Annotated in this window: 11 protein-coding genes, 1 tRNA gene and 1 pseudogene; 8 read left to right on the top strand and 5 right to left on the bottom strand. The window is 71.5% G+C overall.

Annotated features, from left to right (window positions below; genetic code table 11):
- Positions 1-234: 234 nt before the first annotated feature.
- Together B1H19_RS17810 and B1H19_RS17815 are read right to left on the bottom strand one after the other, a co-directional pair.
- Entirely contained in the window at positions 235-885 is a 651-nt protein-coding gene (locus tag B1H19_RS17810; protein WP_083105675.1) for a TetR/AcrR family transcriptional regulator, read from the bottom strand.
- A 158-nt stretch (positions 886-1,043) separates the two neighbouring features.
- Positions 1,044-1,721, bottom strand: coding sequence for a TetR family transcriptional regulator (locus B1H19_RS17815; protein WP_083109717.1), 678 nt, complete (start codon positions 1,719-1,721; stop codon positions 1,044-1,046).
- Positions 1,722-1,857: 136 nt separating this feature from the next.
- Between B1H19_RS17815 and B1H19_RS39285 the strand changes: the two genes are divergently transcribed.
- The 6 genes from B1H19_RS39285 to B1H19_RS40505 all read left to right on the top strand — a co-directional run bounded on the left by B1H19_RS39285 (position 1,858) and on the right by B1H19_RS40505 (position 7,103).
- On the top strand, positions 1,858-2,019 hold the full coding sequence (locus B1H19_RS39285) for a hypothetical protein (RefSeq protein WP_203237176.1): 162 nt from the start codon (positions 1,858-1,860) through the stop codon (positions 2,017-2,019).
- A complete protein-coding gene (locus B1H19_RS17820; RefSeq protein WP_083105676.1) occupies positions 2,016-2,303 on the top strand; it encodes a hypothetical protein in 288 nt (95 codons plus the stop codon). The genes B1H19_RS39285 and B1H19_RS17820 overlap by 4 nt, the downstream gene beginning before the upstream one ends.
- A gap of 66 nt (positions 2,304-2,369) precedes the next feature.
- Positions 2,370-2,442: transfer RNA gene (locus tag B1H19_RS17825), tRNA-Arg, on the top strand.
- Positions 2,443-2,760: 318 nt separating this feature from the next.
- Positions 2,761-3,120, top strand: a complete 360-nt coding sequence (locus B1H19_RS17830; RefSeq protein WP_083109718.1) for an ArsR/SmtB family transcription factor — start codon at positions 2,761-2,763, stop codon at positions 3,118-3,120.
- A complete protein-coding gene (mgtA, locus tag B1H19_RS17835) occupies positions 3,113-5,848 on the top strand; it encodes a magnesium-translocating P-type ATPase (protein WP_418361452.1) in 2,736 nt (911 codons plus the stop codon). The genes B1H19_RS17830 and mgtA overlap by 8 nt, the downstream gene beginning before the upstream one ends.
- A gap of 109 nt (positions 5,849-5,957) precedes the next feature.
- Complete coding sequence (locus B1H19_RS40505) at positions 5,958-7,103, top strand: TerD family protein (protein WP_083105678.1); 1,146 nt, start codon at positions 5,958-5,960, stop codon at positions 7,101-7,103.
- Positions 7,104-7,215: 112 nt separating this feature from the next.
- Here B1H19_RS40505 and B1H19_RS17845 read toward each other — a convergent pair whose 3' ends face one another.
- Entirely contained in the window at positions 7,216-8,103 is an 888-nt protein-coding gene (locus tag B1H19_RS17845; protein WP_083105679.1) for an MOSC domain-containing protein, read from the bottom strand.
- A 206-nt stretch (positions 8,104-8,309) separates the two neighbouring features.
- Here B1H19_RS17845 and B1H19_RS17850 point away from each other — a divergent pair.
- A pseudogene (locus tag B1H19_RS17850) lies at positions 8,310-9,627 on the top strand (RNA-guided endonuclease InsQ/TnpB family protein).
- 111 nt (positions 9,628-9,738) lie between these two features.
- The gene (gene recQ, locus B1H19_RS17855) at positions 9,739-11,811 is read left to right on the top strand and encodes a DNA helicase RecQ (protein ID WP_083105681.1); all 2,073 of its coding nucleotides are present in this window, start codon (positions 9,739-9,741) and stop codon (positions 11,809-11,811) included.
- A gap of 44 nt (positions 11,812-11,855) precedes the next feature.
- Here the strand turns inward: recQ and B1H19_RS17860 are convergent, their stop codons facing one another.
- Both B1H19_RS17860 and B1H19_RS17865 read right to left on the bottom strand, forming a co-directional pair.
- Entirely contained in the window at positions 11,856-13,142 is a 1,287-nt protein-coding gene (locus tag B1H19_RS17860) for a sensor histidine kinase (RefSeq protein ID WP_083105682.1), read from the bottom strand.
- Positions 13,139-13,804, bottom strand: a complete 666-nt coding sequence (locus B1H19_RS17865) for a hypothetical protein (protein WP_083105683.1) — start codon at positions 13,802-13,804, stop codon at positions 13,139-13,141. The genes B1H19_RS17860 and B1H19_RS17865 overlap by 4 nt, the downstream gene beginning before the upstream one ends.
- Positions 13,805-14,045 lie beyond the last annotated feature (241 nt).

A 14,045-nucleotide genomic window follows, 5' to 3' on the forward strand; every position in this document is an offset into this window, starting at 1 on the left:
GCGAGCGAATAACGGGACGTAAGGGACGAGCGCGGGGCACGGGGCCGTACGGACGAGCCGCACGACGAGCGATACGGCCCCACGGCTACGGGACGACTTGGGGACTACGGGACGGGCGGAACGACTACGGGGCGGGCGAAACCGGGCACGGGGCGGGCGGTGCGACTACGGGCCGGGCCGCTACAGGCCGGGCTGCACGCCAACGCCACACCACCCCAGCACCCACCTCCACGCCTACACCTGACACCGCTTCAGATCTTCCAACGTGGCGGCGGTGCCGGGCAGTTCGGAGCGGGCGGGCGCCAGCAGGCCGTCGAGGAACAGCTGCAGATGCCGGTGCACGAACCGGTCGAAGCCGCTGCACCCGCCCCCGGACGTCGACCGGTGCCCCCACCCGGGCAGCGGGCGGGCGAGCTGGGTGAGCGCGACCATCAGGTCACCGACGGCGATGTCGGTGCGCAGCCGGCCGCTGTCGCGTGCGGCCCGCATGACGGCCTCGATGGCCGCCTCCAGACGGGCCCGCGCGGCGAGCAGATCGGGGTGACTCAGATCGATGCTGTCCGAGAGCAGCGGGCACAGCGCCCCGACCCGCTCCTCCACCGCATCGTGGACAAAGCGCCGCAGCGCCTGGAAAGCATCGGACTCCTCGGCAAGAGCGCTCTCGGCGCGGTCCGCGGTACGGGCCATGACGGAGAGCGTGACGTGGTGGATCAACTCCCGTCGATCCGCAAAGTGACGATAAAGCGTCGCATTGCCGACTCCCGCGCGTCGAGCGATTTCATCGAGCGGGACCTCGTCCCCGAACTCGACCATGGTTTCCCGAGCGGCCGCGATGATCCGTTCCCGATTGCGCAGTGCATCGGCCCGCAGGCGCGTAGCGGTCACAGCGGCACACTCCTCTCCTCGCGCGACGGGGCATCGACCGTGCGGGAAGCGGGGAACGCCTCCCCGCTTCCTGCGTACGCCTCGTTAAACGGGGACCCCCTCCCCGGATATTTCCCGCCCGCGTGGTGACCCGCGCCACACCAACTCCCCCTGCCCCCTCACTCCACTCCGCCCTCCGCCACCCAGTGACGCCGCGCGACAGCGATCAGCCGCAGCTGCCGCCGCGCAGTCCGCACCACCCGCGCGGCCTCCCCTTCACCCTCACCACCCCCGGCAGCACCCTCGGCCTCCCCCGCGCCATCCCCGGCATCGACCAACTCCGCAGCCGTCGTGACCAGCCGGTCCACATACAGCTCCGCCAGCATCCGTATGTCCTCGTCGCGCCACCCCTCCGACACCGGCTGGGACTTGAGCGCCGCGGCGACCTCCTCGGCGAAGCGGTCCAGTTCGCCGGCGATGGCCTGCCGTACGGCGCGTACCCCGCCATGGCGTTCGCGCGCCACGAACCGTACGTGCGCGGGGTGTTCGCGCACATGCCGCTCCACGACCTCGATCGTGCGGTCGATCCGCTCCTCCGCCCCGGCCTGCTCGGCGAGGATCGCGCGCACCATCGCATGCAGACTCCCCAGCGCCTCCTCCACCAGGGCGACGCCCAGCTCCCCCAGGTCCTTGAAGTGCCGGTAGAACGCGGTCGGGGCGATCCCCACCACCCGCGTGACCTCCCGCAATCCCAGGCTGCTCAGGCTCTGCTCGGCCAGCAGCCCGAGCGCCGCGTCGAGCAACGCCTGGCGGGTTTTCTGCTTCTGGACCTGCCGGACTCCCACGATGTGACTCATGTCATCCAGTAAACAACCGTTCTCCGAGCTCCTCCACTCGTGGGCAGCACTAAGCTGAAGGAACTCAGTGAACAACTGTCCTCTGAGTTCATCTGCCGGAAACCGTCCGGCAGTCCACCGGAAAGGCAGCAAGGACATGCTCTTCCTCGTCGCAGCCCTCCTCCTCCTGGGGGTCGTGCTGGGCACCGCGGCACACCTCCCCCTCAGCGTCACCCTCATAGCGGCCGCCGTCATCGCCGGCTGGCTGCTCGTCTTCACACTCCGCGAACGCCGCCACCACCAGGGGACCTCCCGATGACCACGCTCACCGAAGCCGGCCCGCAGACCGCCAGCGACACCAAGGCCCACCGGCACGCCGACAACATGGCCGTGGCCTCCTTCGTCCTCGGCCTGCTGGGCACCCTGGTCCTCAACCTCGTCCTCGGCCCCTGCGCCCTGGTCCTCGCCGGCCTGGCCCTGTCCCGCGGCACCACCCGCCGCGGCCGCGCCCTCCTCGGCCTCACCCTCGGCTTCGCCGACCTCATCCTGCTGGCCACCCTGGCCACCAACGACGGCACGGTCAGCTGGCACATCGGCAGCTGACGCCGCTCCGCCCCACCCCCCACCCGTCATCCGCTACGCTGGTCGCCGGATCTTCCCGATCCCCCCGCCTCCGTAGCTCAGGGGATAGAGCACCGCTCTCCTAAAGCGGGTGTCGCAGGTTCGAATCCTGCCGGGGGCACCCTGCGCTTAAGTCGCCTACCTGGGGTTTCTCTCCCGGAGAGGCGTTCCACTCGGCCTCGGACCCTTTGTCCGGGGCCGTTTGCGTGAGCGGACGGGTCCCCGTACGCCTCGCCCAGGGGGGCGGAGCCCGCGAAGGACGGTCGCATGGGCCCGACTTGGCGGCGTCTTCGGTGCGGCCGCCTGTGTGGGCGCCCCATCCCCTTACGCCCCGGAGCCACAAGGCGCGATACGCCCCGAGCCCGCGCCCCGCGGCGCCTAGACTGGGCGCTTCGGGGCCGGGACGGCGTACCGCGGGGGACGGAGATGGGTAGTGGTGATGGGCAGCGGAGGTGCGGGCGGCATGGTGGATCCGTCCGTGGAGGTGTTGGGTGAGGCGGCTGCCATGTTCGGGTTGCTTGCTTCGCCGCCTCGGCTGCATATCGTCTGGGCGCTGGCGCAGGGTGAGAGTGATGTGAGCGGACTCGCGGAGCGGGTGGGCGGTGCGCTGCCGGCGGTGAGTCAGCATCTGTCGAAGCTGAAGCTCGCCGGGCTGGTGCGCTCGCGCCGGGAGGGCCGCCGGGTCGTGTACCTCGTCGACGATCCCGATGTGGTGGCGGTGGTACGGCTGCTGGTCGTCCAGCTGGCCGCCCGCTCCGGGCACGCGTCGTCGGCAGACCATCGTCGCTTCGGTGCCTGAGAGGATCTCGGCACCCGGCACGGTCCGTACCCGCCTGGAGGCCAGGGGCGTACGGACGAACCGGGATCTGCGCTGCGACGACGGGGGCCGGGCCGGGACGCCGGTAGGGCTCACCACGCTCCAGCTGATGCGGCTGCTGGACAGCGGGCCGCGCGGGCTGACGGACGAGCAGGCCGAGGAGCGCCTGGTCGCGGACGGGGAGAACGTCGTCCCCGGGTGGCGGTCGCCGTCCTGGGCGCGGCGTTTTCTGGGCAGTCTGCGTGATCCGTTCACCGCCGTGCTGTTGTGCCTGGGGCTGGTGTCGGCGGCCATCGCCTCCTGGGGCACCGCCTGCGTGATCATGGTGCTGGTCGTGGTGAGTTGCGTGCTGCGCTCGGGCGGCGAGCACCAGGCCGGCCGGTCGATGGCCGCGCTGCGCGAGCTGGTCGCCGCCACGGCTTCCGTGCAACGTCGGGCGGGCGACGGCGCCCCGCCCCGTGTCCGTGAGATCCCGGTCGACCAGCTCGTCGTCGGGGATGTGATCCGCCTGGGGCCGGGAGATCTGGTGCCGGCCGATGTGCGTCTGCTGCGCGCGAGCGGGCTGACCGTGCACCAGGCCGCACTCACCGGCGAGTCGCTGCCCGTGCCGAAGCAGGCTCTCGACGCGCCCGCCGGCGGGGGTGCGGACCTGCCGGAGCCGCCGCATTTGTGCTTTCAGGGCAGCAGCGTCGCCTCCGGCAGCGCTACCGCCCTGGTCGTGGCCACCGGGGCGGACACCCGGTTCGCCGCCGCGTACGGCAGTCCGGCGCGGCGGCGGGTACAGACCGCGTTCGACCGCTCGGTCCACGGCATCGCCTGGACGCTGATCCGCTTCATGCTGCTGACCCCGCCGCTGGTGCTGATGGCGAACGCGGCGCTGCGGGGGCGCGGGCTGGAGACGCTGCCGTTCGCGGTCGCCGTGGCCGTCGGCCTCACCCCGGAGATGCTGCCCGTCATCGTGACCGCGACGCTGGCCCGGGGCGCCTCCTCGCTGGCCCGCACCAGCGGCGTGATCGTCAAACGGCTTCCCGCGCTGCACGATCTCGGGGCGATCGACGTCCTGTGCCTGGACAAGACGGGCACCCTGACGCAGGACCGGCCGGTGGTGGAACGTTCCATGGACACCCGGGGCGGCGACGACCCCGAGGTGCTGCGCTGGGCGGCGGTCAACAGTTTCTGGACCCTGGAGCTCGCCGAACTGCCCGCCCCGGATGCCCTCGATGAGGCGATTCTGGGGGCGGTCGGGGAGCGGGAAGCCGCCTGGTGCCCAGGGGCGGACCCGTCCTACGAGGACGGGATCGCGGCGCTGCCGTTCGACCCCGTCCACCGGCTCGCCACGGCCGTCGTCCGGCGTCCCGGGCGGCACGGCCGGCACACCCTCGTCGTCAAGGGCGCCGTCGAGGACGTCCTCGCCCGGTGCGGACGGCTGGCCGCCGACGGTACGGAGGCCGACCTCGACGACGAGGAGCGCGAGCGTCTCCTCGGCCTCGCGGCCAAGGAAGCGGCCGGCGGCCTGCGGCTGCTGGCCGTCGCACGCGCCGAACGCCCGGCCCGCCTCGGCGCGTACGGCGACAAGGACGTCCGTGGACTGACCTTCCTCGGCTTCGTCGCACTCCGCGACGCGCTCGCCCCCTCCGCCGGCGACGCGCTCGGCGACCTCGCCCGGCGCGGCGTCGCGGTGAAGATCCTCACCGGCGACCACCCCGGCACCGCCGCCCGCGCCTGCCGCGACCTCGGCCTGGAGCCCGGCGAGGTCCTCACCGCCGACCAGCTGGTGAAGCTCGACGGTCCGCTGCTGGCCGAGGCCGTCGGGCGAGCCACGGTCGTGGCACGGTGCACGGCCCAGGACAAGGCCCGGATCGTCGCCGCCCTGCGCGAGAGCGGCCACACCACCGGGTTCCTCGGCGACGGCGTCAACGACCTGCCCGCCCTGCGCGCCGCCGATGTCGGCATCTGCCCACGCGATGCGGTGACCGTCGCCCGCGAGGGCGCCGATGTGGTCCTCGCGGAGAAGGACCTCACCACCATCGACCGCGCCCTCACCGTCGGCCGCATCAGCAGCGGCAATATCGCCGCCTACCTGCGCATCACCCTCTCCTCCAACCTCGGCAACGTCATCGCCATGCTCTCGGCCGGACTGCTGCTGCCGTTCCTGCCGATGCTCCCGGCCCAGGTCCTGGTCCAGAACCTCTGCTTCGACGCCGCCCAGCTCGCCTTCGCCTTCGGCCGGCCCAGCCCCGCCACCGCGCACAGCCCCGCCGCCACCGACACCGCCCCCGCGAACAAACCCGCCATACTGCGGACGCGCGCCTTCCTCCGCTACATCAGCGTCTTCGGCCTGCTCAACGCCGCCGCCGACCTGGCCACCTTCGGCGTCCTCGCCCTCGCCGCGCACACCACGGCGGCCACCGGGGGCCCGGAGACGTTCCACGCCGGATGGTTCACCGAGAACCTCCTGACCCAGGCGATGGTGATGCTGCTGCTGCGCACCGGCCGCCGCACCGCCGAAGGCCGGGCCGTGGGCCCCGTCCACCTCGCCGTCGGCGCGCTGGCCGTCATCGGCGTACTGCTGCCCCTGTCCCCTCTGGGCCCGGTACTGGGCATGTCGGCACCGCCGCCCCTGTACTACGCGTTGCTCGCCGCGGTCCTGACCCTGTACGGCGCCGCGCTCGCTGCCGTCAGGACGCGCTACGCGGGCCGACGGGCCTGAGCCCCCGAGTCGACATACTTTACTGATTGCGCAATCCGGGAACCCCGTGCGATTCCCTTGCGTTGTAGGCGAAGGACGCCGGACGTCGGGACAGTTGTGGAGGAAGCAGATGAGTGTGGCCCTGACCAAGGGCGGCAATGTGTCGCTCAGCAAACAGGCCCCCGGTCTGACTGCCGTGAGCGTGGGGCTGGGCTGGCAGGTAGGGGGCTCCGGAGGAGCCGGCTACGACCTGGACGCCAGCGCGCTGCTGTGCGACCAGTCCGGAAGGGTCCTCTCCGACCAACACTTCGTCTTCTTCAACAACCTCCGCAGCCCCGACGGTTCGGTACGGCACTGCGGCAGCGACCCGCGCGGCGGAAGCGGCGGCGATGACGAGCGGATCGAGGTCGACCTCACCGCGGTCCCCGCCGGGGTGGCGAAAATCGTCTTCCCTGTCTCCCTGTACGAGGCCGAGCAGCGCGGCCAGAACTTCGGCCAGGTCCGCAGCGCCTACATCCGCGTGGTCAACCAGACCGACGGCACCGAAATCGCCCGCTACGACCTGCGCGAAGACGCCGCCACCGAAACCGCCATGGTCTTCGGTGAGCTCTACCGCCACGGCTCGGACTGGAAGTTCCGCGCCATCGGCCAGGGTTACGCCGCCGGGCTCGCCGGTATCGCGCAGGACTTCGGCGTCGACGTCCTGCGCCCGGATCCGGCCGCCTCAGCGCAGCCGGCGGCGCACACCCCGCCCCCCGTGCCGCCCGCCCCTCCGGTACCCGCGGCCTCTCCCGTCACAGCGGCCGCTGCGGCGACAGGGGTCGCTGCGGCAACGGCGGCCGCCGCCGGCCGGGAGACGACGGGCCACGGCGCCACCACCACACCACCACAACCGACCGGGAGTTCCGACATGACCTGCTTCTTCGACCCCAACCACGGCCCCGGCACGACGGCCGTCATGTGGTCCCCGCAGTGGGGCGTACCCCGCCAGATCCAGACCTGCGGCGGCTGCGCCCAGCGGGTCCAGACCACCCCGCCGCCGTACTACACCGCGCCCCAGGCGGGCTATCCGCAGCCGGTCCAGCAGGGTTACCCGCAGGCGCCTATGCAGCAGGGCTACCCCCAGGACCCGCAGCAGCAGGGCGGCGGCCGCCGCTTCGGCACGGGTGCGCTCATCGGCGCGGGTGCGGCCGGTCTGGTCGGCGGTGCGCTGCTGAACGAGGCGTTCGACGATGACGAGCCCGAGGTCGTCGTCAACAACTACTACGAGGACTGATCCCCTCAGTTCGAGGACCGATCCCCCTTCCCCTTCGGGCCGCGGCCGCTGCCCCGGTCCGGAGGGGAAGGTCGTCCGGCGAGCGGCCGTCCTGTTGGCGCAAGGGGGGTTCTCACAGCTCGGCGTCGCCCCACTCCTCGACGACCACCTCGTCGCCGACCGACAGCTTCCCCGGCCGCACCACGGCGAACTTCGCGCCGAACACCACGCCCCCGCTCGGCGCCCGCCGGTAGTCGGCGAGCGTACGCAGCGGCTCCCGCCTCTGCCGCGCCCCGGACTCCTGATCGACCAACACGACCGCGCAGCGCACCGCCAGCTTGGCGTAGCCCAACTCGGCCCCGCCTATGGTGAGTCGGCGTGTGCGGTCCTCGGTGTGCGGTACGGCCGCCCAGTCGCCGTCATCGCCGTGGTCGGGGCCGTTGCCGTTGCCGGGGCGACTGTCGACGACGATGTTCGGGCGGAAGCGGCTCATCGGCAGGGGCGGGGCGCCGCGCTCGGCCATCCGCCGGTTGAGGAGGCGGAGGGAGGAGCGCGACAGCAGGTGCACGGCGCAGCTGTCGGCGTAGCCGGAGGGGCCGGAGGTCAGGCCGTCGGCGACCCGGTCGTGCTCCGGCGGCACCCGGACCAGGCGGCTGGGCGCGCCGAGGAACTCCGAGAGCCAGGCGGCCACGTCGTCGCCCTGGTCGATCCCCTGGAATGTGGCGCCGAACAGATCGACGTCGCGGCGCGGTGCGGACGTGGTCACCTCGAGGCGCACCGTGCCGTAACGACCCGCCGAGTCGGCCGAGTCGAGCGTGAGCCGGGTGCCGTCGGCGCTGACGGCGGGCCGGATCAGTGCGAGACGGGGATGACGGCGCTGGGTGCGGTAGACCCCGTCCTCGCTGATGACCATGAAGCTGCGGTCGTGCGCAAGGCCGGCCGGTGTGAGAGGCGCGTCGCTCATCGACGTGCCCGCACACCCCTTGACGGGGTAGCTGATCAGGTCTACGACTTCGGTCATCAGGTTTCCTTCGTGGATACCCCCGGCTTCAGCCGGGGGTGGGGGTACCTCCCGCTTGCGGGGGAGAAACGAAGCTCCCGCGGGAGCGGGGCAGGGAAAGCCGATTCGCCGCCAAGGCGGATCGACATACACCAAAACCGCTGGTGAGGGACACCGCACAGAGCAATCGGGCTCAACTGTCAGTCCCCCCAGGTAGGTTCGGATGCATGACGACAGAAGCGACCATGGAGGCGACCGGCCATTGCCGGTACGCCTACCGTCTGCGCCTGTCGTCCACGGCCCGCACTGCCCTTGAAGTGGAGTGGGACCGGTTGCGCTGGGTTTGGAATGAGTGCGTCGCCAAGTCCAAGGCTGTCCATGTGCACAACCGGGCGACCGGCGAGAAGTCCACGTGTGGGCCGGTGCAGCTCGCTGCGATGCTTACCGAGGCCCGCGCCCGCACCCCGTGGCTGCGGGAGGGCGCCTGCGTTCCTCAGCAGCAGTTGATACGCGACTTCGGCAAGTCCCGTGCGAAGGCGCTCAAGGACATCAAGGCCCGGTTGCCGATGGGGCAGCGGGTCGGGATGCCGAAGTACAAGAAGAAGCGCGAAGCGCTTCCCACCCTCGAATACACCCGGCGTGGCTTCCGCCTCAAAGACGGCCGCCTGCACCTCGCGGGCGGGATCGTCGTGCGCCCGGTGTGGTCGCGGGAACTGCCCAAGCCCCCGTCCAGCGTGCGCGTGTACCGGGATGCGGTCGGGCACTGGTGGGCGTCGTTCGTCGTCCCGACCGTGACCGAACACCTTCCGGAGACCGGGCGTGTGATCGGGATCGACTGGGGCGTCAAGGAGACCGCCACCACCACGAGCGACGACCACGACCTTCCCCACGCCCAGCACGGGAAGACTGCCGCGCAGAAGCTGGCGAAGTACCAGCGGATGATGACCCGGCGCCGCCCGGCCAAGGGGCAGGCCGCCTCGAAGGGTTACCGCGAGGCGAAGCGGCAGACCGCGAAACTGCACCGCCAGGTCGCAGCCCAGCGGCAGGATGCCGGCCGCAAATGGGCGAAGAAGGTCGTACGCGACCATGATGCCCTGGCCGTGGAGGACTTCCGGCCGAAGTTCCTGGCGAAGTCGACGATGGCGCGCAAGGCCGCTGACGCGGCGATCAGCGCGACCAAGAAGGCCCTGACCGAGATGGGCCGCAAGCACGGGCGCGATGTGCGCCTGGTGCACCCCGCGCACACCACGATGGACTGTGCGCAGTGCGGAGCGAGAACCAAGCACGCGCTTCCCCTTTCCGAACGAACGTATGCCTGCACCGCGTGCGGCGCCGTGTCCCCCAGGGACAAGAACAGCGCCCGCGTGATGCTAATCCGGGCTGGTCTTCAACCCGGCTGGTGCTGATCGTGTAAGACCTGCACCCCCGCCGGGGGTCAGGCGACGTGAGCTAGGAATCTCCCTCCTTCAGGAGGGAGAGGAGTCAAACGCCCTCTTCCTCCGCTCGACGGCCGGATCAGAACGGCACCCCGACGGAGCCATGTGATCCGCCCTCTGTCATCCATCCCGAAATGATCAAACCACCCTGGAGATCGTTGCGAGGGTGAGTTATCCACAGGCCGCACGGCGACGGTGCGGTAGCTCGTAGGCTTCAGGGATGGGTGAGGCGGACGTGGAAGTGGTCGTGGACATGGAGACGGACAGCGTGTCGGACGTGAGCGAGGCGGTGCAGGTGCTGCGCCGGGTGTTCGGGTATGACGCGTTCCGTGGCAGTCAGCAGGAGATCATCGAGCACGTCATAGGGGGCGGGGACGCGGTCGTCCTGATGCCCACGGGCGGCGGGAAGTCGCTGTGCTATCAGATTCCGTCGCTGGTCAGAAGCGGTGTCGGGATCGTCGTCTCGCCGCTGATCGCCTTGATGCAGGACCAGGTCGATGCCCTGCGGGCGCTGGGTGTGCGGGCCGGGTTCCTCAATTCGACGCAGGATCTGGAGGAGCGGCGGCTGGTCGAGGCGGAGTTCCTGGCCGGGGAGCTGGATCTGCTGTATCTGGCGCCGGAGCGGCTGCGGGTCGAGCAGACGCTGAGCCTGCTGGACCGGGGAAAGATCTCGCTCTTCGCGATCGACGAGGCGCACTGTGTGGCGCAGTGGGGGCACGACTTCCGGCCGGACTATCTGGCGCTGTCGATGCTGCACGAGCGCTGGCCCGAGGTACCGCGGATCGCGCTGACCGCGACGGCCACGGAGGCCACGCACAAGGAGATCACCGCGCGGCTCCGGATGGAGCAGGCCCGGCACTTCGTCGCCAGCTTCGACCGGCCCAATATCCAGTACCGGATCGCGTCCAAGAGCGAGCCCAAGAAGCAGCTGCTGGAGCTGCTGCGCGGGGAGCATGCCGGGGACGCCGGGATCGTGTACTGCCTCTCCCGCGCCTCGGTCGAGAAGACGGCGCAGTTCCTGGTGGACAACGGGATCGACGCGGTTCCCTACCACGCGGGGCTGGACGCACGGATGCGGGCGGCGCATCAGTCGCGGTTCCTGCGGGAGGACGGGCTGGTGGTCGTCGCCACCATCGCGTTCGGGATGGGGATCGACAAGCCGGACGTCCGGTTCGTGGCGCATCTCGACCTGCCGAAGTCGGTGGAGGGCTACTACCAGGAGACCGGCCGTGCGGGGCGCGACGGGCAGCCGTCGACGGCCTGGCTGGCGTACGGGCTCCAGGATGTGGTCCAGCAGCGCAAGATGATCGACGGGTCGGAGGGGGACGACGCCCACCGGCGCCGGCTGGCCGTCCATCTGGAGGCGATGCTCTCGCTGTGCGAGACCGTGGAGTGCCGGCGGGTGCGGCTGCTGGCCTACTTCGGGCAGGAGAGCGGCCCTTGCGGCAACTGCGATACGTGTCTGGCGCCGCCGCAGACGTGGGACGGCACGGTCGCGGCCCAGAAGCTGATGTCGACGATCGTGCGCCTCCAGCGCGAGCGGCGGCAGAAGTTCGGGGCGGGCCAGATCATCGACATCCTGATGGGGCGGAAGACCGCCAAGGTCATCCAGTTCGACCATGACGGGCTGAGCGTCTTCGGGGTCGGTGCCGATCTGCGGGAGGCCGAATGGCGCGGTGTGGTGCGGCAGTTGCTGGCCCAGGGCCTGCTCGCCGTCGAGGGGGAGTACGGCACGCTGGTGCTGACGGACACCAGCGGTGAGGTGCTGGGCGGCCGGCGCACGGTGGCGATGCGGCGGGAGCCGGAGAAGGCGCCGCGGACGGCCAGGTCGCAGTCCGGGGCGAAGGCCAAGCGGGCGCCGGTGGATCTGCCGGCGGAGGCGCTGCCGGTCTTCGAGACGCTGCGGGCCTGGCGGGGCCGTACGGCCAAGGAGCAGGGCGTGCCCGCGTATGTGATCTTCCATGACGCGACGCTGCGGGAGATCGCCACGGCCCGGCCGACGACGACGGCCGCACTGGGGACGGTCAACGGCGTCGGCGAGAACAAGCTCGCCAAGTACGGGCAGCAGATTCTGGAGGTGCTGGCGGGGGAGGAGAGCCCGGCTCCGGCCGCGAGCGTCCCGGCCCCGGCCGCGGCCGCGAGCGTCCCCCGGCCGGCCTCGGGTGCGGAGCGCCCGCCGGAGCCGGTGTGGGAGGAGGAGCCGCCGCCGGAGGACCGGGAGGCCCCGCCGGAGGACGAGCACCCCGGGGCGGCCGGTGGCGTGGGAGAGGAGTACGCGGACATCGACTGGTGAGGGGGAGGCGCGACCGGTGCGCCCGTGGGCGGTGGGCCCGGGGCTCAGTGCCGGGCTTCGGGATATCGGGGTAGCTGGATCGTCGCGCGGGCGCCGCCGTCCGGGGCGTTGTCGAAGCGCAGGTCGATGCCGAGGACGGCGGCCTGGCCGACGGCGATGGTCAGGCCGAGGCCGTGGCCCTTGCCCCGGCCGGGGGCGTCGGTGCGGAAGCGCTGCGGGCCGTGCTCCAGCAGCGCGTCCGAGAAGCCCGGACCGCGGTCGCGCACCTCGACGGAGACGGTGCCGCCGCGCGGCGCGTCGACGGTCACCACGACCGGGGGCGCGCCGTGCCGGTGGGCGTTGATGACGAGGTTGGCGATGATGCGGTCGAGCCGGCGGCGGTCCGTCTCGACGACCGTGTCCGGGTCCGAGCCCTCGGTGAGCCGTACCTCGGTGTCCAGCCCGGTGGTGCGCACCGCGCGGTCGACCAGCGGGCCGAGTTGGTATCCGGCGAGATCGGCGCGCTCGGCTCCGGAGTCGAGTCGGGAGATCTCCAGCAGATCCTCGGTGAGCCCGCGCAGCGCCCGCAGCCGGTCGTTGATCATCTCCTTGGGGCGCCCCTCCGGCAGCAGTTCGGCCGAGGCGAGGATGCCGGTCAGCGGCGTACGCAGCTCATGGGCGACATCGGCGGTGAAGCGCTGTTCGACCTCGAGGCGGCTCTGAAGGGAACCGGCCACCGAGTCCAGTGCGGCCGCCACCGCCGCCACCTCGTCGTGACCGGTCGGGCCGCGCCCCGGCTTGTGGCCCGCGGTGCCGCCGACCCGTGCGTCGAGATCGCCCGCGGTGATCCGGCGGGCCACGGCCGCGGTGGAGGCGAGCCGACGACTGATGCGGTGGGCGACGAACAGCCCGGCGAGCGCAACGGCCGTGGCCGCGAGGACGGCCGAGCCGAGGATCGCGGTGTCGAAGTCCTCCAGGTTGCGCCGGGTGCTTCCGTACGGCGACCACACCGCCATGATCTGGCCGCCCGCGGGCGCCGCCACCCACATCACCGGCCGGCCGTGATAGGACCCGACCATGCTGCCGCGCTTGCCGCTGTGCACCAACGTGCGGAGTTGGGCGGGGAGTTCGGGCGGATCGAGAACGGAGTTGATGCCTTCGCGGGAGGTGCCGTACTCGAAGAGGACCAGGGCGGTGTCGAGGTCGTTACCGGCGTCCTTGCGGACCTCGCCGACGGTCTGACGGGTCACCGCGTTGTGGACGAGCACGCCCAGGACGGCGGCGACCGCGCAGCTCACCGCCGTCACGGTCAGCGCGATCTTCCAGCGGAGGGAGACCGAGAGGCGCCTCACGGCAAGGTGCCCGGGGTCAGCGGGGGCGGCGTCGGATACGGCGACGGCGTCTGCGGTGTGCGGGCGTCATCGAGCGTGAGGTCCCACAGTTCCATCGCGTCGCCGTTCCAGGCGTAGTCGGTGACGCCGACGTAGCGCGGGTCCTTGGTGGGCTCGCGGACGACCAGATGCCCCGCCGCCAGTTCGACCCCGGCCAGCACCCCGCGCAGCACCAGCACCCGGGTGACGATCTTCTTCTGGACGCTGTAGACGCGGAGCTCGCTGGTGCGGGGGCCGAGGTCGACGACCATGATCAGGTCGGGTTTGCGGTCGCCGGTGAGGTCGTGCAGGACGGGGTGGCGCACGGATGCCGGGGTGGGCGCGGTGCCGCCGCCGGAGGTGATGTCGGCGTCGAGGACGGCGAGCGGGTCCGCGGCCGCCATGCTGCCGCTGGGGATGTGGGCGATCCCCGGTACGGCCTTGCGGGCGGCGGGGTTCTCCTCGCGGCGGAGCGGGGCGGGCGCATACCCCGGCCACAGCGCGAGCGGCGCCTTCACCACCCGTGCCGTGCCCTCGCTCTGGAGCCCCTCCGGGCTCGCGCAGCCGGTGACGGGGACGAGAAGGGGTGCCAGTGCGGCGAGGGAGGTCAGGGCGGTACGGGCCCGCCGCGGCAGCCATCGCATCTCACCGCCACCCTTCGCCTCCGGGGCACCGTCACACACATGCGACCGGGCTACGACTACGCGCACTTTGACCCGATATGACACCCGGCCCGACCAAGCTACCCAAGGCCGCCCCGTCACACGACCTACAGCAGAGATCTTGGTGACTGTTACACAACGTATGGATCGTCGTTAAACACACTCAGTAACGTGCTGTGGGCGCACCCCAACCGTCCACGGCAGCCACGTGCCGCCCGATGAG

Origin of the sequence: Streptomyces gilvosporeus, from assembly GCF_002082195.1 — a bacterium.
Classification (GTDB): Bacteria; Actinomycetota; Actinomycetes; order Streptomycetales; family Streptomycetaceae; genus Streptomyces; species Streptomyces gilvosporeus.